Origin of the sequence: Novispirillum itersonii (genome assembly GCF_014205675.1) — a bacterium.
GTDB lineage: Bacteria > Pseudomonadota > Alphaproteobacteria > Rhodospirillales > Rhodospirillaceae > Novispirillum > Novispirillum itersonii_A.
The window spans coordinates 187,509-209,709 of record NZ_JACIIX010000005.1; the positions used below are offsets into that span (position 1 = coordinate 187,509).

Genomic DNA, 22,201 nt, shown 5'->3' on the forward strand with positions numbered 1-22,201 from the left:
CGGTCAGCGGGTGATCCGCGACAGCAGGTCGGGGTCAATCACCAGAGTCCGGACGCCATGGGCGTGGTTTTCCTGAAACGGATTGTCCGCCAGCCATTTCCCCAGCGAGGTGATGTCCACCTTCAGCACCTTGGGGCGCACACTCCAGGTCACCTGAAAGGGGGACCCCGCCTTGTTATAACTGGGGCCGGTGGTTGACCCGGCATACTGGATCGGCTGGCCCAGCGTCGTCGGCAGGTTCGGCACCTGATTCAGGCCGTTGATGGTCTCGATCTTGGCCAGTTTGGTGAAATCCGCCGCCTGCGGATCGTTGACCAGCACCGCCACCACCGCCTCAACCCGCAGCTCGGGGTTTTTCACCGTCTCGCTGAGGCAGGTGGCAAGGGTCGGCCCCACCGTCGCCTGCGCGGTGGAATGGACGAAGTGGATCTCCACCGTATCGCCCGGCACCAGCTCGCCATGCTCGCTGGCCCCGATCTTGGTGCCGACCGGAGCCAGTTCGGCGGCACTCAGGGTGCCGTTATACCTGTACCCGGTGTCATTGCCCTGCCCGTCGCCGTTCCCGGCATAGGTGGTGAAATCCCCACCCTTGTGTTCCGCATTCTTGTGCAGGTGGATATCACACAGCGCCATTTCCGACGCCGGCGGGGCCAGCGTGAAAAGGCGGGGATTCCGGCCATCCAGCGCATCAAGATCGCGCGGGGCCTGCGGGCCATACCCGGCCCCCTTGGTCGCCGCCGTCAAGGCCGCCCGTTGGGCAGCAATCTCGCTGTCCGGAACCGGGCCTGCGGACTGCGAGGCCTGCGCAACCGTAGATATGGACAGAACTGCAAGAAAAGAACCAAAAACTGCCGCCGCCACGTTGGAACGCACAGACATCATGGCAGGATCCTCCCGATTGAAATTCCCTGATCTTCTTCCCCTGAAGCGCTTTTCCCCTGATCATTTCATCAAGGATGGCCTCAGGACTCTTTCTTTCGGAAGGGTATCTTCAATTGATCCGCCCCCATAGAGAGAATTCCGGAAAATTCCCTCTCTGGGTATTTAGGATTACTGATCGCCGTGGCCCTGAGACCTCCCATTCAGGAAAGAAGCCGGGATCGCCATACCAGACACCAACACCCATTGGTAAAAATTAAAACACTTCACCCTTTATGCGTTTGTTTTTTGACTCCGACCTCCGTATGATCCCCGTCAGCAGCATCCTTATGGGGAAGGGCACTCTCCAGATGGATCAGATACCATGAGCCCTGACAGCTATACCGGTTCGATCAGCACGTTCCTTGGCAAACCGTCGCAGCTTCCGCCGGAGTGGATGCCCTGCAACGGTCAGACTCTCCTGATTACTCAGGCCACCATGCTGTACAGCATCATCGGCAACCGCTACGGCGGGTCCCCGGCTTCGCAGACCTTCGCCCTGCCGTCTTTCAACGCCAACGGGCAGCCGGATGCGCAGGGCCGCCTTGTGGTGATCTGCGTCGGCGGGCAGTATCCGGTCCTCAACGCGTGATCCGCATCAGCGGATCCGGCCTGCCTGAGGGGGATTTTCTCCCTCAGGCCCCGGCGATCCGGTCATCCAGACGCGGCTCGCGGATGCCGTCGGGGTCGAGGTGAATGATCACCTCCGCCTTGGGGAAGGCGGCACAGATCGACCGTTCCACCTGATCGGCGATGACGTGGGCCTTGCGCAGCGGCAGGCTGCCATCCACCTCCAGATGCACCTGAATGAAATCCTGCAAGCCGCTGGAGCGGGTGCGCAGGTCATGCGCGCCGATCACCTGCGGGTGGCCGGTGGCCAACGCCATAATCCGTTCGCGGTCGGCATCGGGGAATTCGCGGTCCATCAACATGTTGAAGGACTCCCGCCCGATCTCCCACGCGCCCTTCAGCAGCAGCAGGGCGATGCCAAGGCCGAACACCGGGTCAATCCACGACCAGCCCAGCCATTTGCCCAGCCCCAGCGCCGCAATCACCGACAGGTTCATCAGCACGTCGCCGGTGTAATGCAGGCTGTCCGCCCCCACCGCCACCGATCCGGTGCGGCGCACCACATACTTCTGAAACTGCACCAGCCCGAGGGTCAGGGCGATGGACACCACCATCACCACCACCCCGGCCAGCTCCGCCTGCGGAATTTGCGGATCGCGGAAGCGGTCGATGATTTCCGACAGCAGGAACCCGGCGGACCCGGTGACAATCGCCGCCTGCACCATCCCGGCCAGCGCCTCCGCCTTGCCATGGCCGAAGCGGTGATCGGCATCGGCGGGCTGCACCGCATGGCGGACCGCCAGCAGATTGACCAGCGATGCCAGACAATCCAGCGTGGAATCGGCGAGGCTGGACAGCATCGCCACCGACCCGGTCATCGCCCAGGCCACGGCCTTGATCGTCACCAGCGTGACCGCCACCCCGACCGCCACCAGCGTGGCGGCGGTCATCAGGCGGACGGATCGGGGATCGACGGCGGACATCGGCGGATCCTTTCCCGGCAGACGCGGTTACGGGTACAGGCGGTTATGGATACAGGCGGTTATGGATACAGGCGCTCGGTGGACCAGCCGCCGTCGGCCTGCCGGGTGTAGACCACGCGGTCATGCAGGCGGAACGGCCGGTCTTTCCAGAACTCGATCCGCTGCGGCACCACCCGGAAGCCGGACCAGTGCGGCGGGCGCGGAATGCTGCCGATGGCATAGCGGGCGGCGTATTCGGCCACCCGGGCTTCCAGCTCGAACCGGCCCTTCAGCGGGCGGGACTGCTGCGACGCCCACGCACCGATGCGGGAATCACGCGGGCGGGAGTTGAAATATTCATCGGCCTCAGCCGCCGACACCTGTTCCACCGCGCCTTCCACCCGGATCTGGGCGCGCAGGCTTTTCCAGTGCAGGCACAGGGCGGCGTGCGGATTGGCCAGAAGCTGCTGGCCCTTGCGGCTTTCAAAATTGGTGTAGAACACAAAGCCGCGCTCATCGAAGCCCTTGAGCAGCACCATGCGCGAGGTCGGGCGGCCATCCGGGGTGCAGCTGGCAATGTTCATGGCGTTGGGGTCGTTGGGCTCGGAGGCTTCCGCCACCTTCAGCCACTGCCCGAACTGGACAAAGGGATCAAGATCGGCATCAAGGGTCAGCGTGCTCATGACGGGGAGTCCTTCTGTACAGCAGACACACAGGGCGAAACAGCAGAAACAGGGCGAAGCCGGACCGGCGCAGGAACCTGCCGGTCTGCGCGTATAACCCCGATAACGGGGCAAAGCGGCACAACCCGACTCGCTGCCCCGGAGCATAGGCATTTCAGGCAAAATTTGCCATGGTTTCGCCACGGTTATCCATTGTAATACATGCGGTTGCGAGCCATCTGCACCTTGAAGCCCCAGTCCCGTCGTTTCGTCCGCTCAGGATTTCTGACCATGATCTCCGCCCCTGTCCGCGCTTCCGTCCGGGCCCCGCTGCGCAAGGCCGCCTTTGCGGTCTGCACCATCGCCCTTGCCCTGTCACTGACCGCCTGCGAAAGCGCCCGCAACGCCCCGAAACAGACCGCCGGCGGCCTGCTGGGCGGGGTTGGCGGTGCGGTGGTCGGGGCCCAGTTCGGCGGCGGCACCGGCAGGCTGGCAGCCACCGCCGCCGGGGCGGTTCTCGGGGCCTGGCTGGGGTCGGAAGTCGGCAAATCGCTGGATAGCGCCGACCGCGCCGCCCTGTCTCAGGCCCAGTCCAGCGCCTATGCCGCCCCGGTCGGCCAGCCGATCACCTGGAACAATCCGCAGTCCGGCCATTATGGCTCCGTCACCCCCACCCGCGACGGCACCGCCGCCGATGGTGCCTACTGCCGTGAATTTCAGAACACCGTGACTATTGATGGCAAGACCGAGCATGCCTATGGTACGGCGTGCCGTCAGCCCGACGGCAGCTGGAAGATTGTGCAGTAAGCCGCGCCGCCTGCCCTGACGGGCGGGGCCCGGCCCCGTCTGTCAGGAGAACGGAGTTTCCATGCGGGATCCCTATGAGGTTCTGGGCATCAGCCGGTCCGCCAGTGCCGAGGACATCAAGAAAACCTACCGCAAGCTGGCGCGCAGCCTGCACCCCGACCTTAACCCCGGGGATGCCAAGGCCGAGGAACGCTTCAAGGAAGTGACCGCCGCCTACGACCTGCTGTCGGACGAAACCCGGCGCGGCCGCTTCGACCGTGGGGAAATCAACCCCGACGGCACCGAGAAAATGCGCAACCCGTGGGGTAACGCCCGGGGTGGCCATGGCGGGCAGCGCGGCGGTTTCGGCTTCGACTCGATGTTTTCGGAAGACGACCTGTTTTCCGAGATGTTCCGCTCCGCCAGCCGCGGATCCGGCGGGCGGCAGCACAGCAGCCCGCGCAAGGGGGCCGATGTCCATTACTCCCTGACCGTCACCTTCGAGGAAGCGGCGCTGGGCGCGGCCCGCACCATCACCCTGACCAGCGGCAAGAAGATCAACGTCAAGGTGCCCCCGGCCTGCGAGGATGGCAAATCCCTGCGCCTGAAGGGCATGGGCAGCCCCGGCCAGCTCGGCGGGGCCGATGGCGATGCGCTGGTGGAAATCACCGTTGCCGCCCATCCGGTGTTCCGCCGCGACGGGCAGGACGTGATTGCCGACCTGCCGGTGACCCTGAAGGAAGCGGTGCTGGGGGCCAAAGTGGTGGTGCCGACCGTCGATGGCCGCGTCACCGTCTCCATCCCCGAAGGATCGAACAGCGGCACCACCCTGCGCCTGCGGGGCCGGGGCATTCCCGCCGCTGCCAACAGCGAAACCCAGCGCGGCGACCAGTTGGTGCGCCTGCGTATCACCCTGCCCGACCCGCAGGACCCGGACCTGAAAGCATTCCTGTCCGGCTGGGAAGAACCCGGCACCAATCCCCGCGCCAAGCTGGGGATTGAAGAGTAAAGACCCCGCCCTCCCCCTTCAGGTCTGCCGGTGTGGCACCTGACGGGGGACGGGCCCGGTCTTTTACACGGTCTTGGGGGATCAGGCCCCCGGCACCGTCTCCGCGCCCGCGCCAAGGGCCTTCTGCATGAACACCACATCCAGCCAGCGCCCGAACTTCAGCCCGGCGGCGGTGAACTTCCCGACGTGCTGGAAGCCCAGCGCGGTATGCAGGCCAATCGATCCGACATTCCCGGAATCGCCGATCACCGCCACAATCTGGCGGTAGCCCCGGGCCTCGCACTCCGCCAGCAGCGCCGTCAGCAGCAGACGGCCAACGCCCTGCCCCTGCCGACCGGGGGCAATGTAGATGGAATCCTCGACCATAAACCGATAAGCGGAGCGTTCGCGGTACGGCCCGACATAGGCATACCCGGCCACGCTGCCATCAGCCGAATCCACCGCCACCAGATAGGGGTAGCCGCCGCCGAGAACCTTGGCGCGGCGGGCGGTCATCTCCGCCAGCGTGGGGGGATCTTCTTCAAAGGTGCCGGTGCCGGTCAACACATGGTGCTGATAGATGGCCTGAAGGGCGGGCAGATCGGCCTCTTCCGACGGACGGACCACAAGCGACGGGCGGGCGACAGGGGGGCGACAGGGGGGGGTGCTCATAAAACAGGCTCCCATACCGGAAAAACCGGGTGATGCATAAGGTTTACCCTTCTACCCCGCCCCCGCCGCAGCGGCCAGAGGGGGCGCTGAAACTTTTCTGAAAAAAGGTCTTGCATCAACCCGTTGGAATGGGTAAAAACCCGCCGTGCCTGCGACGTCCCCATCGTCTAGAGGCCTAGGACACCGCCCTTTCACGGCGATAACCGGGGTTCGAATCCCCGTGGGGACGCCACTCTCTGCGTAGAGTGCCACACTGCAAAGCACCGCTGAAGATAAGCTTCAGCCCCAAACAAGGCCAGAGAGCCTTGTTTTTTCGTTTTTGGCGCTCAGGCTGGATACTCTCGAAAATCGCGCTTTCTTTGTTTCCAGTGAATGCTGGGACATTCTTTAAGTGAACCAGCCAATCCAGCTATCCAACGGATCACCCTCCGCAGAAAGCGCTTCAAAACCCTTCTCAAGACCCCAGAACCCCGCCTGACCTGCCATCTGCACCTCCCGGCATCGACACCAGAAGGCGAATCATACATTCAGCCGAAAGGCCAGTTTCCGGAGGCGTCCACATTTCCGTTGCACATAAAAGGTCGCGCGATATACCCTCTCGATAGTTTATTTGGAAAAACTGCTCGGGATAAGGGTATGTCCAAGCTTGACCTTGCTACTCGCATTATCAGTGAAGATCATGGTGTTTGGGCAATGTTCCCTGGGCGTGGGAAGAAGTTCCTAGATTCATTTAGAGCTAACTCGGTCGTCTTCCTTGATGTGCCGGGAATTTCACTGACGCCCGACGTGCTCGCAGACGACGAGCTTTTGAAAAAGCATATCGGCATGGCCCGATCTGTCCAGAGTTGGCATCAGAACAAGAAAGTAGACGCTGAGCCATCCCGCAACCCTGCCGATTACAACCCGCGACAGACTCGCAACCTTATCTCTGCGTTGGGAAATGTTCGAGCCCTGTTCGATACTGCCGAGGTTGGCGACCTCATCCTTGTCGCCAGCCGAGATATGTACGAACCAATCCTAGTGGGCGAAATTCGTACTCCCTTTGACCCGGAAGATGTCATTAATTTTCACATTTATGATCAAGAGACCATACCGGTCCGCCGAGTCAGGTGGCTGCCGATCAGAGTTCTGCGCACCACATTATCCAAGGATCTTTCCAATCTTCTAAGTAATCAACATGCGATCCTTACCGTGAGAAAGGGGTTGCGAGCGGAAATATACAACTTCTCTTATAATAGTTATGTTTACGACGGAGGGGGACGTTATCAATTTGATGGCCTTCGTTATTCAAAGAATGCGCTGGCCACTATTCCGGCAATACAGCTGATATCTTATTTTGTTGCGGCGTTCCATGCTCAGCAGATTGGGGAGCTTAATCAATTCAACGCCCTCTCCGTCTGTGAAGCGATCAACAATTATTTTGAGCAAGACACTCTTAACTATTTCCAGATGAACTTCAACTCGCCGGGCTGGTTTACCCTCGGCGCGAAGATCGCCGCATTGGGATTGTTCGTTGCGGCGGGGGTCGCAGCAACGGGAGCGCTTAGCTATGAAGAAGCGAAAAATGCCAATCTAAGCAACTCCTTCGCCATGCCCCAGAATGCATGCATGGTTACAGCCGAACAAAGCTATAGAGTTATTATGGATCAAATGGGAGCTGCCCGCTACAATGAGTTGATGTGCATGAATCAAGATGCGCAGGCTGGCGTCGGCCTCGCTACGAGCGTCATGGTAGATAAATAAAATGTCAGAGCGCAATAATAGTAATTTATTCAAAATTTCGACTATTATATCTACTGCTGTAGCAACGATTTTTTCATGCATTATTTCATCAACATTCACATACTATTTGACGTGGAAAATAGAAGAGCAAAAGCAGTTGGCAGAACAATATAAATCAATACATGACGATTATAGAATACAGTTCAATGCGCTCATTCTCACCTTGTCCAGCTTCAACAATGACGTTCTTGAAAAGGATGTCACGGACGAGATCCAGAAAAAAAAGACAATCGATGATATAAGAAAGACAATTCTTTCCGTCCACCAACTCGCCATAGACAAAGATCCAATAATTTCTTCTCCGGCAGCTCTTATGAGAGATGAGCTATCAGAACTATCGAAGCTGGTTCAGGCTGTAAAAGGGCGTCAGGACATTAAGCCTGTGCTTGTTGTTGGGCATAATATTTTGGAAGCAAATGCTTCTATAGAAATAGCCTACAAGCAGAAAACACTAATAAAACTGTGGTAGTGAGAGCATTTTCAGATTGAGTGTGCGTAACCTACGGCTTTGAAGAAATTTGCGCACTACTGTGGAGAGAAGTGCTCGACAAGCTTGCCAACCTGATCCCACAGCGCATCAATAGTGCGTTGTGGTTCTTTTGCCGCAGCAGGGCTTTGAGTTGGACACCTCCGGAAACTGGCCTTTGGGCTGACTGTGTGATTCACTTTCCGGCGCTGCTGCCGGGAGGTGAAGATGACGGGTCAGGCGGGTTTCTGGGATCTTGAGAACAGCCTTGAAGCGCTTTCAGCGGAAGGTGATCCGCTGGAAAAGCTGGATCGGACGGTCCCCTTCGAGCAGTTCCGCCCGTTGCTGCTGAAGGCCGTCCGGCGGTCTGATCCATCGAAGGGTGGCCGTCCGGGGTTCGATGGTGTGCTGAAGTTCAGGATACTGGTCTGTCGCTACACCAGACGGCCTTTCAGGTGCGGAACCGTCTGACATGGCTGCGGTTCTGCGGTCTGCGCCCCGGCGATGCGGTGCCCGACGTTAACACGCTGTGGGATTGCTGCGTGGCGCTGATCAAGGCGGGCCGGATCCCGGAGGAGTGGAAGGAGCAGCCCGCAAAGCTGCGCCAGAGAGACCGGAATGACCGCTGGACTACCAAATGGACACCTCTGAACGTGACTGACCTGATCCGCGATATCCGAAAATCTGGTGGAACGGACATACTGTGTCGCCGCCACAACTGACAAAGTAATGCCCCCCTACGGGTTCACCCACACCGCCGCCATCAGCGCCCCCTCCGGGCCATAACTGAAGCGGGCACGGCGGTTGTCCTGCCGCTGAAGCTGGAACCAGTCCAGCGCAGTAGCCTGCACCACAATCACCCCGAAGCAGGCACGGCCTGCCCCCTCTTCCGCCGCCCCAGGCATCGGCGCAGCGGCCCCGGCGAAGGCGCGTTCATCGCCCGGCGGGCCACCGGTGTAGGTGCTGCGGGTCCATGGCGGCAGCGTCGCCCAGGCCGCCGCCGCAGCCGGGCTGTCCGGGCCGTGCAGGGTGGCGGTGCCGATCAGGCGCAGTTGCAGGCGGGTCTGCGGGCAATACCCCAGCACGGTCACGCGTGGGGCGGCAGTCAGTTCCGCCCACTTCGGGCTGCGCACATCGGTATGGATGTCCAGCGTCCGCCGCGCCGGATCACAGGCCCGCAGCACCACCATCCGCGCCTGCGGGGCCCCCTCGGCATCCACCGTGCACAGGGTCACGCAGCGGAACCCCGACTGCGGATCCCCCGCCGCCTGCCGCAACGCCGCCCAACCGGCGGCCTCGATCTCTGACAGCATCATCGCGTCCTCTCCTTGCCCGCCAGAAGGGCTGTCCCACAGGCAGTTTACAGCGCCGTTGCGCCGTCCTCAGTCCTTCCCCCGTCCACCCCGTCCGGCCGGATGGCGACGATCTGCGCCCGCAGCCACTGGTTGGCGGCGTCGCGGTGGAATTTGGAATGCCAGAACAGGCCGATCGACACTTCCGGCAGGCTGACCGGGTGGGCGCACCACGACAGGCCGAACGGCCCGGCGATGCACTGGGCCAGCACCTGCGGCACCGTCGCCACCATATCCGTATTGCGCAGAATGTGCCCGACCGCGACAAAGTGCGGCACCTGAAGCCGCAGCCGCCGCGCCACCCCCATGCGCGCCAGCAGGTCATCGACAATACCGTGCCCGGTGCCCGCCGCCACCACCCCGACATGTTCGGCGGCCGTGAAGTCTTCCAGAGTCATCCCGCCGGGGTGGTCCAAGGGGTGGCCGTGCCGGTACAGGCACACGTAATGCTGCCCGAACAGCCGCCGCTGAAAGAACCCGGTCTGAAGGTCCGGCAGCAGGCCGATGGCCAGATGCACGTTCCCGGCCTCCATCTCGCGCGGCAGATCGATGCTCAGGTTGCGCACGGTGCTGACCGAAACCCCCGGTGCCACCGCCGCCAGCCGCGCCATCAAGGCCGGAAGGAAGTGGATTTCGCCGATATCGGTCATGGCAATCACAAAGTTCTGGCGACTGCGGGCCGGGTCGAACACCACCGACTGGTTGAGCGCACTGTGGATCGCCCCCAGCGCATAGCTGACCGGTTCGGCCAGTGCCTCGGCGTAGGGGGTCGGCACCATCCCCTGCTGGGTGCGGATGAACAGATCATCCCCCAGCAGCCGCCGCAGCCGGGCCAGACAGTTGCTGACCGCCGGCTGGGTCATGCCCAGCCGCTCCGCCGTCTGGCCGACCCGCCCGGTGTTCAGCAGGTCGTTGAACACCACCAGCAGGTTGAGGTCCACATTCTTCAGATCCATGACCAATATCAAGCCCTGTGATGGGAAACATCATAATCATAAATTACCAAAATTTTGGATTTAAAGTCATTCTTGGTTTCACACCAAAGACGGGCCGGTCAACGGCCCCCTGAAACGCAGGCCGGTCAACGGCCCGGCCCCCGCCACCGGGCGGCCATCATGAGGAAACACCCTCTGGGGAAACGACCATGGATCTCGTCATCCGTCCGCTGGGGCGCGTTCTCGACGCGCCGCCGGGGGCCAATCTGCTGGACGTTCTGCGCCAGAATGACATCCCGATTTCTTACAGCTGTATGGCCGGGCGCTGCGGCGTCTGCCGCTGCACGGTGGAGGACGGCCAGATCCTGTCTTCCGCCGCCGATGCCGCCCAGCCGGTGCTGTCCGGCGGCAGCCAGATTCTGGCCTGCCAGAGCACCCTGACCGCCGCCTGTACCATCACCATCCCGGAGCCGGATGAAGTGGTGGTCCACCCCGCCCGGGTGCTGAAGGCGACGGTGACGGAGATCCGGCAGGAAACCCACGACATCCGCACCATCCTGCTGAAGCCGTCCAAACCGCTCAGCCATGCGCCGGGGCAGTACGCCACCCTTCAGTTCACCCCGGACCATATCCGCCCCTATTCGATGGCGGGTATCGAGGGCGACGCCCTGCTGGAATTCCAGATCCGGCTGGTGCCGGGCGGGCGGGTCAGCCCCTATGTGTTTGAGACTCTGGCCGTCGGCGATGCGGTGCGGGTCAGCGGCCCGCTCGGGGCCTCCTACCTGCGCCGCCGTCACGACGGGCCGATGCTGTGCATCGCCGGGGGCACCGGTCTGGCCCCGGTGCTGTCGATCGTGCGCGGGGCGCTGGCGGCGGGCATGACCAACCCGGTCCACCTGTATTTCGGCGTGCGCACCGCCCACGACGTTTACGCCCTCGACCGCCTGAACGCCCTCGCCGCCGCCCATCCGCAGATCACCGTTCACACCGTAATTGCCCACGGCGAGGCCGGACCCGGCCAGCGCTCCGGGCTGGTGACGGCGGCGGTGGAGCAGGACTTCGCGGACCTGACCGGCTTCCGCGCCTACCTCTGCGGTGCCCCGGCAATGGTCGAGGCCGCGACGATGGTGGTCAAACGCCGGGGCATTCCCGCCGCCCACATCTACGCCGACGCCTTCTATTCCAGCGGTTTTTAAGGGGTTTTTAGGCCCCTCAGACGGCGGGCGGGGGCGTCCGCCCCCTTGCCTCACGCGCGAATGGTCGCGCGGGCGCTCAACGCGCCAGTCGCTACGCTTCGCTTTGTTTTCAGGCCCCTCAGACGGCGGGCGGGGGCGTCCGCCCCCTTGCCTTACGTGCCCACGCGGGCACGGGGCCTCAACGGCCCAGTCGGCCCGGCTTTGCCGGGCCTCCAGAGCCCCCCACCCCACAAAGGGGGCCACATAAACAGGAGGAAACGATGACCACCCCGTGGCAGGATGACGGCACCAGCCGCATCCCCTATTCCGTCTACACCAACCCCGATCTGCACCGGCGCGAACTCGACCGCTTCTTCTATTCCGGTCACTGGTGTTACGTCGGTCTGGAAGCCGAAATCCCCAACCCCGGCGATTTCCGCCGCAGCGTGATCGGTGAACGGTCGGTGCTGATGACCCGCAGCGCCGACGGTGCGGTCAACGTGGTGGAAAACGTCTGTGCCCACCGCGGCATGCGCTTCTGCCGCGAACGGCACGGCAACCGCAAGGATCTGCTCTGTCCCTATCATCAGTGGAGCTATGACCTGAAGGGCAATCTTCAGGGCGTGCCGTTCCGGCGCGGGGTCAAGCAGGATGGAAAAATCAACGGCGGCATGCCCGCCGATTTCCGCCCGGAGCAGCACGGCCTGACCCAGCTGAAAGTCGCCGTCCGCAACGGCGTGGTGTTCGCCAGCTTCGACCCGGAGGTGGAACCGCTGGAAGACTTCCTCGGCCCGGTGATCCTCGGGTACTTCGACCGGGTGTTCGATGGCCGCCCGCTGGAAATCCTCGGCTACCGCCGCCAGCGCATTCCCGGCAACTGGAAGCTGATGCAGGAAAACATCAAGGACCCCTATCACCCCGGCCTGCTGCACACCTGGTTTTCCACCTTCGGCCTGTGGCGGGCCGATAACCGGTCGCAGCTGAAGATGGATGCCCACAAACGCCACGCCGCGATGATTTCCACCCGCGGTCAGGGCGGCAAGGTCGCCGATGTGATCAGCAACGTTGACAGCTTCAAGGATAAAATGACCGTCAACGACCCGCGCCTGCTGGATATCGTCCACGAGCCATGGTGGGGCACCCCGACGGCGGTGATGACCACCATCTTCCCCAGCCTGATCATCCAGCAGCAGGTCAACAGCGTTTCCACCCGCCACATCCAGCCCAACGGCGAAGGCAGCTTCGACTTTGTGTGGACCCACTTCGGCTTTGCCGGTGACGACGCCGAGATGCGCCAGCGCCGCCTGATTCAGGCCAACCTGTTCGGCCCGGCCGGTTTTGTCTCCGCCGATGACGGCGAGGTGATCGAATGGTCGCAGGAAGGATTCACCCAGAACCCGGCCCGCAGCACGCTGGTGGAAATGGGGGGCCGCGATACCGACGACGCCGACCACATGGTCACCGAAACACTGATCCGGGGCATGTACGCCTACTGGCGTCAGCGGATGGGGGAATAACCATGGTTGATTTTGCCACTGTCTCCGCCCTGCTCGACCTGTACAGCGCCTATGCCGCCACCGTTGATTCCTCTGACTGGGACCACTGGCCGGACTTCTTTCTGGAAGACGGCACCTACCGCCTTCAGCCGCGCGAAAACTTCGATGCCGGGCTGCCGCTGTGCCTGCTGGCGCTGGAAAGCAAGGCGATGATCCGCGACCGCGTCTATGGGGTGAAGGAGACCATGTACCACGACCCCTATTACCAGCGGCACGTGGTCGGCATCCCCCGCATTCTCTCCGTCACCGCCACCCCGGCGGGCGAGGAGATCGAGGCCGAGGCCAATTACATCGTCTTCCGCACCAAGCGCGACGGCCTGACCGAGGTGTTCAACGCCGGGCGGTACCGCGACGTCATCCGCCGCACGGAAGACGGGCTGAAGTTCCGGTCCCGGCTGTGCGTCTACGACAGCGACCTGATCCCCAATTCCGTCATTTACCCGATCTGAGGACCGCGCCATGACCGCTGACACCGACCTGTGGCTGGATGTCGCCGCCGTTGACGACATCCCCGACGGCGATGCGCTGGGGGCCTGCGCCGCCGGGCACGCCCTGACCCTGTACCGGGTGGAGGGCGAGGTGTTCGCCACCGCCGACCTCTGTACCCACGGGGCCGCCCGCATGTGCGACGGCTTTCTGGAAGGCTACGAGACTGAATGCCCCCTGCATCAGGGCCGCTTCGACATCCGCAGCGGCAAGGCCCTGAATGCCCCGCTGACCGACGACATCCGCACCTACCCGGTCCGCTGCGACGGCGGGCGGGTTCTGGTGCGCTTCGAATAATCCAAGAAACAACAAGAACAACACCCCCCTCTGGAGAGGCAAACGCCATGACGACGTCCCCCCGGTCCACGCCTTCAGGCGGGATCAATATCGTGGAGCTGATGGACCGCGCCCCGGTCACCGGCTTCCACCTGAAAGTGCTGGCCCTGTGCGTGCTGGTCGCCATGCTCGACGGGTTTGACACCCAGGCCATCGCCTTTGTCGCCCCGGTGCTGGCGGCACAGTGGAACGTGCCGATGACCCAGTTCAGCGCCGCCTTCGGGGTCGGCCTGCTCGGCCTGACCATCGGCGCGCTGGTGTTCGGCCCGGTGGCTGACCGCATCGGCCGCAAGAAAGTGCTGCTGATCTGCACGGTCCTCTTCGGCGGCTTCGCACTGGCCACCGCCTGGGCGACCAACCTCAACAGCCTGCTGATCCTGCGGCTGCTGACCGGCATCGGGCTGGGCGGGGCCCTGCCCAACATCATCGCCATGACGGCGGAATACGCCCCCACCCGCCTGCGCGCCACCGCCGTCACCGTCATGTTCTGCGGCTTTCCGCTGGGGTCGGTGCTGGGCGGGTTCCTCGCCGCCAAGATGATCCCGCTGTGGGGCTGGGAAAGCGTGTTCGTGCTGGGCGGGGTGCTGCCGCTGCTGGCCCTGCCGCTGCTGGCCACCAGCCTGCCGGAATCGGTGCGCTTTCTGGTCACCCACAACCGCGCCCCCGACCGCGTCGCCGCCATCCTTGACCATGTGACCGCCACCCCCGGCAGCCACAGCCCGGCACAGACCTACTTCGTGCCGGAACAGACGGTCAGCGGCTTCACCGGCAAGCACCTGTTCACCGAAGGCCGGGCGTGGACCACCCTGCTGCTGTGGGTCGCCTTCTTCTGCAATCTTCTGGTGATGTACTTCCTCGTCAACTGGCTGCCGGCCCTGCTGAAACAGGGCGGATACCCGCTGGATGCCGCCATCTATGCCACCTCCACCCTCAACGGCGGCGGTGTGGTCGGCGGGATCGTTCTGGGCCGGATGATCGACCGCATGGGGCCCTATGTCATCCTTGGCTCCTGCTATGCCATGGCCGCCGCCTTCATCGGTGTTGTTGCCGGGGCCGGGGGCAACGCCGCCCTGCTGTATCCGGCGCTGTTCATGGTCGGTATCGGCGTGGTCGGGGCGCAGATCGGCCTGAACGCCGTCGCCTCCGGCCTGTATCCCACCGGCCTGCGCTCCACCGGGATCGGCTGGGCGCTGGGGGTCGGGCGGCTGGGCTCCATCCTCGGGCCGACCGTCGGCGGGCTGCTGCTGGCCCAGAACTGGGCCCCCAACGCCATCCTTCAGGTGTCGCTGTGGCCGTCGCTGCTGGCCTCCATCGCCGTGTTCCTGCTGGGCATCGTGGTGTCCCGCCGTGCCCGCGCACAGGCGCAGACGCAGGCCGCCACCGCCTGATCCTCTTTCCGCTTTCCTGCCATAAGGACTGAATCCGATGACCGATACCCTGCTGTTCCCCGCCCCGCCGCAGCCGTCGGCGGCGGTGGTCGGCCACACCGCCCGCTTCCCGGTCAACCGCATTTTCTGCGTCGGCCGCAACTACGCCGAACATGCCAAGGAAATGGGGGTCGAGGTGGACCGCGAGGCCCCGTTCTACTTCCTCAAGCACGCCGGGGCGCTGGTCGCCAGCGGCAGCGCCATCGCCTACCCGCCCGGTACCGCCAATTACCATTATGAAATGGAATTCGTCGTCGCCATCGGGGCCCCGGCCTGGCATGTGCCGGAAGACCGGGCGATGGAGGCGGTGTTCGGCTACGCCAGCGGCCTCGACATGACCCGCCGCGACCTTCAGCTCGATGCCCGCGCCAAGGGCCGCCCGTGGGATCTGGGCAAGGACTTTGAACAGTCCGCGGTGCTGTCGGCGATCCTGCCGAAGGAGCAGGCCGCCGCCCCCGGCCCGCAACGGATCAGCCTGAGCGTCAACGGCACCGTGCGGCAGGATGCGCATCTGGCCGATCTGGTGTGGTCGGTGCCGGAACTGATCGCCCATCTGTCACGCTATTACCATCTGGTGCCGGGCGACCTGATTTACACCGGCACCCCGGCCGGGGTTGGCCCGGTGGTGGCGGGCGATACCATCCACGGCAGCATCGACGGCCTGCCGGAGGTGACCCTGACCCTGCTGCCCGCCGAAGCCACAGCGTAACCGACGGGGGCCGCCATGCTGTTTCACGGTTACTTCCGCTCCTCCGCCGCGTGGCGGTGCCGCATCGCCTTCGGGCTGAAGGGCCTGTCCCCCGACTTTGTCCCGGTGCATCTGCGCCGGGACGGGGGGGAACAGACCAAACCCGCCTACCGCACCATCAACCCGCAGGGGCTGGTGCCGTCGCTGACGGTGGACGGTCAGGTACTGACCCAGTCCCTTGCCATCCTCGAATGGCTGGACGAAACCCACCCGCAGCCGCGCCTGCTGCCGGACGATCCCTTCGCCCGGGCCGAGGTGCGGGCCTTTGCCCTGACCATCGCCGCCGATATCCACCCGGTTAACAACCTGCGGATCCTCACCTACCTGAAAGGCCCGCTGGCCCAGCCGCAGGAGGCGGTGGACACCTGGGTCCGCCACTGGTGTCAGGACGGACTGGCCGCCTGCGAGGCGCTGGCGGTCCGCTCCGCCCGCCGGGGCCGTTTCACCTTCGGCGAGGCCCCGGGGCTGGCCGACATCTGCCTGATCCCGCAGCTTGGCGGGGCCCGGCGCTTCGGGCTGGACACCACGCAGTTCCCGCGCCTGACCGAGATTGAAGCCGCCTGCAACGCCCTGCCCGCCTTCACGGAGGCCCGGCCCGACCGTCAGCCCGACGCCGAGGCCTGAGCCCCCCTCTTTTGTCCGGAGACACTCTCATGTCCCAGCTTGGCACCATGGATGACCTGCCGCTTGAATACCGGCAGGCCCTGACCGCCCGTAACCTGATTCCGCTGTGGCCCGCCCTGCGCGCCGCCCTGCCGCACAACAGGCCGTTCCGCCGCACCCAGCCGGTGCTGTGGCGTTACGCCGACATCCGCCCGCAGCTTCTGGAAGCCGGACGCCTGACCCCGATCGAAAAGGCCGAGCGCCGGGTGCTGGTGCTGGCCAACCCCGGTCTGGGGCTGGAAAACATGCAGGCGACGCCGTCCATTTACATCGGCATGCAGCTGATCCTGCCCGGCGAGACCGCCCCCAACCACCGCCACACCCCGTCCGCCGTGCGGTTTGTGGTCGAAGGGGATGGCGGCTTCACCATTGTCGAAGGCGAGAAGTGCCCGATGGAGCCGGGCGACCTGATCCTGACCCCGTCCGGCCTGTGGCATGAACACGGCCATTCCGGCTCCGGCCCGGTGGTGTGGATGGATGCGCTGGACCTGCCGCTGGTCTACGCGCTGGAAGCCTCCTACGCCATCGAAGGGGTCTCGCAGCAGGTGCGCAACGAGGCCGACGCCTCGCAGACCCGCTACCGCCGCGCCGGGCTGGTGCCTTACACCGCCCTGCACCGCCCGCGCCGGGATTATCCGCTGGTGCGCTTCCCGTGGCGGGAGGTCAAGGCCGCCCTGTCCGACCTTGCCGCCGTCACCCCGCAGGGCGAGGCGGTGCGGCTGGCCTACGTCAACCCGGAAACCGGGGCCGAATGCATGCCGGTTCTGGGGTTCTCCGCCCTGATGCTGCGGCCGGGGGAAACCCTGCGCCTGCCGCGCCAGTCGGCTTCCAGCGTGATCCATGTCGTGGACGGCAACGGCACCGCGCAGGTGGATGGTACCGATCTGGCCTTCGGCCCGGCCGACACCGTCGCCATCCCCACCCATGCCGAGGTGCGGCTGGAAAACGCCTCGGCGCAGAAACCGGCGTGGCTGTTCGTGGTCGATGACGCCCCGATGCAGCGCAAGCTGGGGTTCTACGAACTGTTCGGCTGATCTTTATCCTGAAGAACGACGCCGGAGGGCTGATTACGGCACCATTGCCAGAAAGGCGGTGATCCGGGCCAGCACTCCGGCTTCGTCCTCGCGGTGCGGCATGTGGCCGTGGCCGGGCATCACCAGCGTTTCCGCCGGGCCGCTGACGCCGCCGCCGATGGTGCGGGCATGGTCCGGGCTGCCGTATTCATCATCGCCGCCATGGATCACCAGCGCCGGGCAGCGCACCGCCGCCAGCAGCGGCCGCAGCGACCAGTCGGCAAACCCGGCGGACAGCCAGGTATCGACCCACGCCGACAGCACCCAGGCCGCCCGGTCGCCGTGATAGCGCGCCAGCCGCTCCACCGCCCCCGGCCCGGCAAAGGCCGCCTTGGCAGCGGCAACCCCATCGCGGATGCGGTCATCATTATAGGCCTGCGCCGCAATGCTGATCAGCCCGGTACAGTCCGGGTGGCGGGCCGCCGTGCACACTGCCATGCCGCCGCCGACACTGTGGCCCATGGCGACAAACCGGCCGATCCCCAGCGCCGCCCGCAGCTGCGGCACCACCACCCCGGCCTCTTCCAGCACAAAGTTGCCGCTGACGGTATCGGTGCGGCGGTCGGCCTGCCCGAACCCCAGCCGGTCATAGGCAATCACCCGCCGCCCGGTGGCCCGGGCCAAGGCCTCCGGCAGGCCGCGCCACAGGGCAATGCAGCCGAGCGAGTCATGAAACAGCAGCACCGGGGCCGCCCCGGTTGCCCTTTCCGGGCTTTCCCCTTCCGGCAGCCATTCGGTCACCGCCACCTCTCCGGCGGCCTGCGGCAGCGCCACCGGCACCCGCAGGCTGCGGGTCTGGCAGGGGGAGAGGACAGAGGCGGTGTCAGTCATGGCAACGGATCCGGGACAGGGACAACGGGAAAGATCCACCGATACCAGCACAGTCCGGGGGGGCCTGACCACCCCTGACCCGCTGCTTCCCGGGATCGCAAAAAAATATAACCGGCCCGGGATTCCGTCACACTTTCGCCCGCCTGAGCCTGCTATACATCGCCGCGACGATGATTTTTACAGCCCATACGGGCAGAGCACACCGTTTGTGGGGCAGGAGAGAGTTTATGGTTTCAACACCCGTCAAGGCCGCCGGGGCCGCCGTTGTCGTTCTGGGGGCCGCCGCCGCCGGATGGATCGGGGCCAGCCATGTGATGGCCACCAAGACCGAGGCCGCCTTCCGCGCCTTTGCCGCCCGCCCGGCCACCGAAACCGGGATGGAAATCACAAAGCTGGAACACGCCACCGGCCTGCTGTCGGCCAAGGGGTCGTTTCTGGTCAGGCCGGTGATCGCCGGGTCCGCCATTCCGCCGGAAGACATGCCGGTCGGCGAGGTCACCTATACCCTGTCGCACCTGCTGCTGCCGGGGTCGGCGGCGCGGATCAGCTGGTCGGTCAGCCCGACCGGCGAAGCCGACAAAAACCTGACCGAACTGTTCGGCAAGCGGCTGGCCCTGAGCGGGGCCGGGACCGTCGGCTATAAGGGCGAGGTGAAAACCGATTACGGCCTGCCGGAGCTGAAGGCGAACAAGGATGGGAACAGCGCCGCCATCGCCGCATCCGGCGGCAGTCTGGAAACCGATGGCAAGGCGGTCCGCCTGACCCTGACCTTCCCCAGCACCGAAGTGCGGGGCGATGGCGAAGCCATTGACATCAAGGGCCTGTCCGTCACCGGCGATTACTCCGACATCGCGCTGGGCCTTGGCACCGGCACGGTGGCGCTGGATAAATTCAGCAGCACTGAAGCCCAGATCGAGGGCCTGAAGTACACCGCCGAGACGGTGCAGACCGGCCCGCTGATTGATATCCGCGTCGGCACTCGCCTGAAGAAGGCCAGCGCCAGCGGCCAGACCCTGTCTGATGCCGCGCTGGACCTGCACATCGGCGGCATGGAGCTGGCGACCCTGAAGCGGATGTCGGACCTGATGGAAAAGTCCGACTTCCTGCGCAACATCACCGCCGAGGAAGACGAAGCCTTCCGCAAGGATCTGCGGGCGGTGATCAATCAGGGCTTTACCGTCTCCATTCCGGTGCTGACCGGCACCGTCAGCGGCGACCAGATCAACGGCTCCGTCGCCGGGAAGATGGCGGTAACGCTGGGCAAGGCGGCTTCGGCCACCGGCCCGGTGTCGCTGGCCACCCTGCTGTCGTCCTCCGGCGAGGCTGCGGTTTCCAGCAAGGACCTGCCGAAGGAACAGGTGCAGATGGCGGTGGCCACCGGCTTTGCCGTCGCCACCCCGGATGGCCTGAAGGCCGACTACAGCCTGAAGGACGGCGTGCTGACGGTGAACACCCTGCCGCTGGCCGCCGAACAGGTGAAAATGGGCCTGCTGACCGCCGATGAAACCCTGAACGCCCTTCTGAACCAGCCGCTGTCTGAAAGCGGGCTGTTCAGCGATGACCTGTATGACGACGAAGCCGATTACCCGGATGAGGAAGAGCTGGAAGAGGAAACCCCGCCGGAAACCGATCCGGTGCCGGTGAAGCCGAAGAAGTAAAGCCAGACCCATGAGAAAACCCCGGACAGAGACACCTCAGTCCGGGGTTTTTTGGGGCCGGGGTTTTTCCTTGACCCGGAACCGGTTACGCCGGGCGGGGCTGCACCCACAGCCGCAGGGCCACCAGCGCCGACAGCGCCACCGCCACCGCCCCGGCGGCAAACACCGCCGTCAGCCCCCGGCTGTCCGCCAGCACCCCGGCCAGCGGGCCGGTGATCCCCAGTGCCAGATCGAGGAAGGCGACATAGGCCCCCATTGCCAGACTGCGCGTCTGCGGCGGGGCCCGGCGCACCGCCTCCACCCCGAAGCCGGGGAAGGCCAGCGAATAGCCGAACCCGGTCAGCGCCGCCCCCAGACAGGCGATCCCCGCAGTCTCCGCCCCCCAGATCACCAGCATCCCGGCGGCTTCGATCATCACGCTGACCAGCGCCACCCGTGCCCCGCCCAGCCGGTCCGGCAACGAGCCGAACAGCAGACGGGCGAGGATGAAAGCCCCCCCGAAGGCGGTGAACACCAGCCCGGCATCGCCCCAGCCCCGGGCGGTGAACAGCAGGGCGGCGAAGGCCGAAATCACCCCCAGCCCGATGCTGGACAGCGCCAGCCCCAGCCCCGGCACCCACACCGCGCCCAGCACCCGGTAAAACGGGGTCCGCCGCGCTGTCGAGGGGGCCACCGTCCGCATGCCGCCCAGCAGCAGCCCGGCAGCCAGCGGCAGGGCGATAGTCGCCAGCCCGACCCCGGTCAGGCCCCAGCGGGCCGACAGCGCCACCCCCAGCGGTGCCCCCAGCGCAAAGGCGCCATAGATGGCGATGCCGTTCCACACCATCACCTTCCCGGCATTCTGCGGGCCGACCAGCCCGACACCCCAGCCGAGCGCGCCGGTGATGATCAGGCTTTCGCCCACCGCCAGCACCACCCGGCCCAGCAGCAGCACCGCCACCGACAACGCCGGAGCATCCACAAACGGCAGGGACAGCACCGTCACCGCACCGGAGGCCGCCGCCGTCACCAGCCCGGCCCACACCGCCCGGCGGGTGCCGCGCAGATCGGCGAAGGTTCCGGCCCCGGCGCGGGACAGCAGCGCGGCGGCAAACTGTGCCCCCACCACCACGCCGACCACCACCGGCCCCATGCCCAGCACCGTCTTCAGGTGCAGGGGCAGCACCGGCAACTGCATACCGATCGTCAAAAATGCCAAAAACACAGCCACCGTCAGCGGCAGCAGGGTGGCGAACACCCGGCTGCCGGTGGCAGGAACAGATCCTGTCATCGCAGATATCCTTCAGAGAATGCGCCGGGTGCCCCGGCAGAGCGTCAGGGTGCGGGATCCACCATCATCGTGAGAAACTCCGGTGCCGATGACCCCAGCCCGTTGGCGTGCTATAAAACCTGACGGTTTCGTCGTGTTTGATCCTGCGCCCATCCGGGATCTGCGGCAATTCGCGTTCCCTGCCTGAAAGGTCCGCCGCCATGACCAGCCGCCGAAACCCGCAGATTTCCTCACGCCGGACCCCGAAGCAGGCCCGCTCCGCTGACCTTGTCGCCGCCATCCTCGAAGCAGCGGTTCAGGTTTTGCGCAGTGACGGTGCCACCCGGTTCACCTCCGCCCGGGTGGCGGAACGGGCCGGGGTCAGCGTCGGGTCGCTGTACCAGTATTTCCCCAACAAGGCGGCGATCCTGTTCCGGCTGCAAAGCGATGAATGGCGGCAGACCGCCAGCCTGTTGCAGGATATTCTGGCCGACACCACCCTGCCGCCACCGGACCGGCTGCGGCGGCTGGGCCATACCTTCCTGCAATCGGAATGCGATGAAGCCGCCATCCGCGGTGCCCTCAGCGATGCCGCCCCGCTGTACCGCGACACCCCGGAAGCGCAGGAGGCCCGCGCCGGAACCGCGCAGGCGATGCGGGCCTTCATCGCCGCCACCCGCCCGGATCTGCCGCCACCGCAGCAGGCGCTGCTGGCCGAGCTGCTGATCCATACCTTAAGCGGAGTCGGCAAACAGTTTTCCGCCCGGCCCCGAACGGCGGAGGAGATTGCCACCACCGCCGACATGCTGGGCGGAATGCTGGGCGCCGCCCTGCTGACCCCACCCCTGCCGCTTCCGGACTGACAGGCCTTCCCGTCCCGGCGGAAATAGGGTATCTGCGCGTGTT

General features: G+C 64.9%; 25 protein-coding genes and 1 tRNA gene. 18 read left to right on the top strand and 8 right to left on the bottom strand.

The window, feature by feature from the left end:
* Nucleotides 1–3: 3 nt before the first annotated feature.
* Nucleotides 4–882, bottom strand: a complete 879-nt coding sequence (locus FHS48_RS08810) for a delta-class carbonic anhydrase (RefSeq protein ID WP_184263191.1) — start codon at nt 880–882, stop codon at nt 4–6.
* A gap of 361 nt (nt 883–1,243) precedes the next feature.
* Here FHS48_RS08810 and FHS48_RS08815 point away from each other — a divergent pair, with 361 nt between their 5' ends.
* Nucleotides 1,244–1,510, top strand: a complete 267-nt coding sequence (locus tag FHS48_RS08815) for a tail fiber protein (RefSeq protein ID WP_184263192.1) — start codon at nt 1,244–1,246, stop codon at nt 1,508–1,510.
* Nucleotides 1,511–1,553: 43 nt separating this feature from the next.
* On the opposite strand, the gene FHS48_RS08820 is transcribed toward FHS48_RS08815, so the two are convergent.
* On the bottom strand, nt 1,554–2,471 hold the full coding sequence (locus FHS48_RS08820; protein ID WP_184263193.1) for a cation diffusion facilitator family transporter: 918 nt from the start codon (nt 2,469–2,471) through the stop codon (nt 1,554–1,556).
* A gap of 59 nt (nt 2,472–2,530) precedes the next feature.
* Nucleotides 2,531–3,133 carry a pyridoxamine 5'-phosphate oxidase gene (gene pdxH, locus FHS48_RS08825; RefSeq protein ID WP_184263194.1) on the bottom strand — a complete coding sequence of 201 codons (603 nt, stop codon included), beginning with the start codon at nt 3,131–3,133 and terminating at the stop codon, nt 2,531–2,533.
* A 270-nt stretch (nt 3,134–3,403) separates the two neighbouring features.
* On the opposite strand from pdxH, the gene FHS48_RS08830 reads away from it, so the two are divergent.
* Together FHS48_RS08830 and FHS48_RS08835 are read left to right on the top strand one after the other, a co-directional pair.
* Nucleotides 3,404–3,919, top strand: coding sequence for an RT0821/Lpp0805 family surface protein (locus FHS48_RS08830; protein WP_184263195.1), 516 nt, complete (start codon nt 3,404–3,406; stop codon nt 3,917–3,919).
* Between the two features lie 61 nt (nt 3,920–3,980).
* On the top strand, nt 3,981–4,907 hold the full coding sequence (locus FHS48_RS08835) for a DnaJ C-terminal domain-containing protein (RefSeq protein ID WP_184263196.1): 927 nt from the start codon (nt 3,981–3,983) through the stop codon (nt 4,905–4,907).
* 81 nt (nt 4,908–4,988) lie between these two features.
* On the opposite strand, the gene FHS48_RS08840 is transcribed toward FHS48_RS08835, so the two are convergent.
* Complete coding sequence (locus FHS48_RS08840; protein WP_184263197.1) at nt 4,989–5,558, bottom strand: GNAT family N-acetyltransferase; 570 nt, start codon at nt 5,556–5,558, stop codon at nt 4,989–4,991.
* Nucleotides 5,559–5,714: 156 nt separating this feature from the next.
* Between FHS48_RS08840 and FHS48_RS08845 the strand changes: the two genes are divergently transcribed.
* From FHS48_RS08845 to FHS48_RS08865, 5 genes are all read left to right on the top strand, one after another.
* A tRNA-Glu gene (locus FHS48_RS08845) sits at nt 5,715–5,790 on the top strand.
* Between the two features lie 404 nt (nt 5,791–6,194).
* Nucleotides 6,195–7,301 carry a hypothetical protein gene (locus FHS48_RS08850; protein WP_184263198.1) on the top strand — a complete coding sequence of 369 codons (1,107 nt, stop codon included), beginning with the start codon at nt 6,195–6,197 and terminating at the stop codon, nt 7,299–7,301.
* Between the two features lies 1 nt (nt 7,302).
* A complete protein-coding gene (locus FHS48_RS08855; protein WP_184263199.1) occupies nt 7,303–7,809 on the top strand; it encodes a hypothetical protein in 507 nt (168 codons plus the stop codon).
* A gap of 225 nt (nt 7,810–8,034) precedes the next feature.
* The gene (locus FHS48_RS08860; RefSeq protein ID WP_184263200.1) at nt 8,035–8,277 is read left to right on the top strand and encodes a hypothetical protein; all 243 of its coding nucleotides are present in this window, start codon (nt 8,035–8,037) and stop codon (nt 8,275–8,277) included.
* A complete protein-coding gene (locus FHS48_RS08865) occupies nt 8,262–8,528 on the top strand; it encodes a hypothetical protein (RefSeq protein ID WP_184263201.1) in 267 nt (88 codons plus the stop codon). Before FHS48_RS08860 ends, FHS48_RS08865 begins: the two co-directional genes overlap by 16 nt.
* Before the next feature lie 15 nt (nt 8,529–8,543).
* Here the strand turns inward: FHS48_RS08865 and FHS48_RS08870 are convergent, their stop codons facing one another.
* Both FHS48_RS08870 and FHS48_RS08875 read right to left on the bottom strand, forming a co-directional pair.
* Nucleotides 8,544–9,122 (bottom strand): pyridoxamine 5'-phosphate oxidase family protein, encoded by a 579-nt coding sequence (locus FHS48_RS08870; protein WP_184263202.1) that lies wholly within the window; start codon nt 9,120–9,122, stop codon nt 8,544–8,546.
* 44 nt (nt 9,123–9,166) lie between these two features.
* On the bottom strand, nt 9,167–10,114 hold the full coding sequence (locus FHS48_RS08875; RefSeq protein ID WP_184263203.1) for a LysR family transcriptional regulator: 948 nt from the start codon (nt 10,112–10,114) through the stop codon (nt 9,167–9,169).
* Nucleotides 10,115–10,302: 188 nt separating this feature from the next.
* On the opposite strand from FHS48_RS08875, the gene FHS48_RS08880 reads away from it, so the two are divergent.
* From FHS48_RS08880 to FHS48_RS08915, 8 genes are all read left to right on the top strand, one after another.
* The gene (locus FHS48_RS08880; RefSeq protein WP_184263204.1) at nt 10,303–11,289 is read left to right on the top strand and encodes a 2Fe-2S iron-sulfur cluster-binding protein; all 987 of its coding nucleotides are present in this window, start codon (nt 10,303–10,305) and stop codon (nt 11,287–11,289) included.
* A gap of 260 nt (nt 11,290–11,549) precedes the next feature.
* Nucleotides 11,550–12,785 carry an aromatic ring-hydroxylating dioxygenase subunit alpha gene (locus FHS48_RS08885; RefSeq protein WP_184263205.1) on the top strand — a complete coding sequence of 412 codons (1,236 nt, stop codon included), beginning with the start codon at nt 11,550–11,552 and terminating at the stop codon, nt 12,783–12,785.
* Between the two features lie 2 nt (nt 12,786–12,787).
* Nucleotides 12,788–13,273: an aromatic-ring-hydroxylating dioxygenase subunit beta gene (locus FHS48_RS08890; protein WP_184263206.1), complete on the top strand. Its 486-nt coding sequence runs from the start codon at nt 12,788–12,790 to the stop codon at nt 13,271–13,273.
* Nucleotides 13,274–13,283: 10 nt separating this feature from the next.
* Nucleotides 13,284–13,607 carry a non-heme iron oxygenase ferredoxin subunit gene (locus FHS48_RS08895; RefSeq protein ID WP_184263207.1) on the top strand — a complete coding sequence of 108 codons (324 nt, stop codon included), beginning with the start codon at nt 13,284–13,286 and terminating at the stop codon, nt 13,605–13,607.
* A gap of 47 nt (nt 13,608–13,654) precedes the next feature.
* Complete coding sequence (locus tag FHS48_RS08900; RefSeq protein ID WP_184263208.1) at nt 13,655–15,034, top strand: MFS transporter; 1,380 nt, start codon at nt 13,655–13,657, stop codon at nt 15,032–15,034.
* A gap of 37 nt (nt 15,035–15,071) precedes the next feature.
* Entirely contained in the window at nt 15,072–15,782 is a 711-nt protein-coding gene (locus FHS48_RS08905) for a fumarylacetoacetate hydrolase family protein (protein ID WP_184263209.1), read from the top strand.
* A gap of 15 nt (nt 15,783–15,797) precedes the next feature.
* Nucleotides 15,798–16,445 carry a maleylacetoacetate isomerase gene (gene maiA, locus FHS48_RS08910; protein WP_184263210.1) on the top strand — a complete coding sequence of 216 codons (648 nt, stop codon included), beginning with the start codon at nt 15,798–15,800 and terminating at the stop codon, nt 16,443–16,445.
* 29 nt (nt 16,446–16,474) lie between these two features.
* Complete coding sequence (locus FHS48_RS08915; RefSeq protein ID WP_184263211.1) at nt 16,475–17,518, top strand: cupin domain-containing protein; 1,044 nt, start codon at nt 16,475–16,477, stop codon at nt 17,516–17,518.
* A gap of 33 nt (nt 17,519–17,551) precedes the next feature.
* Here FHS48_RS08915 and FHS48_RS08920 read toward each other — a convergent pair whose 3' ends face one another.
* Nucleotides 17,552–18,388 (bottom strand): alpha/beta fold hydrolase, encoded by an 837-nt coding sequence (locus FHS48_RS08920; protein WP_184263212.1) that lies wholly within the window; start codon nt 18,386–18,388, stop codon nt 17,552–17,554.
* Nucleotides 18,389–18,615: 227 nt separating this feature from the next.
* Here FHS48_RS08920 and FHS48_RS08925 point away from each other — a divergent pair, with 227 nt between their 5' ends.
* On the top strand, nt 18,616–20,046 hold the full coding sequence (locus tag FHS48_RS08925; RefSeq protein ID WP_184263213.1) for a DUF945 family protein: 1,431 nt from the start codon (nt 18,616–18,618) through the stop codon (nt 20,044–20,046).
* 85 nt (nt 20,047–20,131) lie between these two features.
* Here FHS48_RS08925 and FHS48_RS08930 read toward each other — a convergent pair whose 3' ends face one another.
* The gene (locus tag FHS48_RS08930) at nt 20,132–21,316 is read right to left on the bottom strand and encodes an arabinose transporter (RefSeq protein ID WP_184263214.1); all 1,185 of its coding nucleotides are present in this window, start codon (nt 21,314–21,316) and stop codon (nt 20,132–20,134) included.
* 200 nt (nt 21,317–21,516) lie between these two features.
* Between FHS48_RS08930 and FHS48_RS08935 the strand changes: the two genes are divergently transcribed.
* Nucleotides 21,517–22,158, top strand: coding sequence for a TetR/AcrR family transcriptional regulator (locus tag FHS48_RS08935; RefSeq protein ID WP_184263215.1), 642 nt, complete (start codon nt 21,517–21,519; stop codon nt 22,156–22,158).
* Nucleotides 22,159–22,201 lie beyond the last annotated feature (43 nt).

Bases quoted from the DNA above. Each gene is read 5' to 3' on its own strand.
- FHS48_RS08810 (WP_184263191.1), bottom strand. From the start codon at position 882: ATGATGTCTGTGCGTTCCAACGTGGCGGCGGCAGTTTTTGGTTCTTTT.
- FHS48_RS08815 (WP_184263192.1), top strand. From the start codon at position 1,244: ATGAGCCCTGACAGCTATACCGGTTCGATCAGCACGTTCCTTGGCAAA.
- FHS48_RS08820 (WP_184263193.1), bottom strand. From the start codon at position 2,471: ATGTCCGCCGTCGATCCCCGATCCGTCCGCCTGATGACCGCCGCCACG.
- pdxH (WP_184263194.1), bottom strand. From the start codon at position 3,133: ATGAGCACGCTGACCCTTGATGCCGATCTTGATCCCTTTGTCCAGTTC.
- FHS48_RS08830 (WP_184263195.1), top strand. From the start codon at position 3,404: ATGATCTCCGCCCCTGTCCGCGCTTCCGTCCGGGCCCCGCTGCGCAAG.
- FHS48_RS08835 (WP_184263196.1), top strand. From the start codon at position 3,981: ATGCGGGATCCCTATGAGGTTCTGGGCATCAGCCGGTCCGCCAGTGCC.
- FHS48_RS08840 (WP_184263197.1), bottom strand. From the start codon at position 5,558: ATGAGCACCCCCCCCTGTCGCCCCCCTGTCGCCCGCCCGTCGCTTGTG.
- FHS48_RS08850 (WP_184263198.1), top strand. From the start codon at position 6,195: ATGTCCAAGCTTGACCTTGCTACTCGCATTATCAGTGAAGATCATGGT.
- FHS48_RS08855 (WP_184263199.1), top strand. From the start codon at position 7,303: ATGTCAGAGCGCAATAATAGTAATTTATTCAAAATTTCGACTATTATA.
- FHS48_RS08860 (WP_184263200.1), top strand. From the start codon at position 8,035: ATGACGGGTCAGGCGGGTTTCTGGGATCTTGAGAACAGCCTTGAAGCG.
- FHS48_RS08870 (WP_184263202.1), bottom strand. From the start codon at position 9,122: ATGATGCTGTCAGAGATCGAGGCCGCCGGTTGGGCGGCGTTGCGGCAG.
- FHS48_RS08875 (WP_184263203.1), bottom strand. From the start codon at position 10,114: ATGGATCTGAAGAATGTGGACCTCAACCTGCTGGTGGTGTTCAACGAC.
- FHS48_RS08880 (WP_184263204.1), top strand. From the start codon at position 10,303: ATGGATCTCGTCATCCGTCCGCTGGGGCGCGTTCTCGACGCGCCGCCG.
- FHS48_RS08885 (WP_184263205.1), top strand. From the start codon at position 11,550: ATGACCACCCCGTGGCAGGATGACGGCACCAGCCGCATCCCCTATTCC.
- FHS48_RS08890 (WP_184263206.1), top strand. From the start codon at position 12,788: ATGGTTGATTTTGCCACTGTCTCCGCCCTGCTCGACCTGTACAGCGCC.
- FHS48_RS08895 (WP_184263207.1), top strand. From the start codon at position 13,284: ATGACCGCTGACACCGACCTGTGGCTGGATGTCGCCGCCGTTGACGAC.
- FHS48_RS08900 (WP_184263208.1), top strand. From the start codon at position 13,655: ATGACGACGTCCCCCCGGTCCACGCCTTCAGGCGGGATCAATATCGTG.
- FHS48_RS08905 (WP_184263209.1), top strand. From the start codon at position 15,072: ATGACCGATACCCTGCTGTTCCCCGCCCCGCCGCAGCCGTCGGCGGCG.
- maiA (WP_184263210.1), top strand. From the start codon at position 15,798: ATGCTGTTTCACGGTTACTTCCGCTCCTCCGCCGCGTGGCGGTGCCGC.
- FHS48_RS08915 (WP_184263211.1), top strand. From the start codon at position 16,475: ATGTCCCAGCTTGGCACCATGGATGACCTGCCGCTTGAATACCGGCAG.
- FHS48_RS08920 (WP_184263212.1), bottom strand. From the start codon at position 18,388: ATGACTGACACCGCCTCTGTCCTCTCCCCCTGCCAGACCCGCAGCCTG.
- FHS48_RS08925 (WP_184263213.1), top strand. From the start codon at position 18,616: ATGGTTTCAACACCCGTCAAGGCCGCCGGGGCCGCCGTTGTCGTTCTG.
- FHS48_RS08930 (WP_184263214.1), bottom strand. From the start codon at position 21,316: ATGACAGGATCTGTTCCTGCCACCGGCAGCCGGGTGTTCGCCACCCTG.
- FHS48_RS08935 (WP_184263215.1), top strand. From the start codon at position 21,517: ATGACCAGCCGCCGAAACCCGCAGATTTCCTCACGCCGGACCCCGAAG.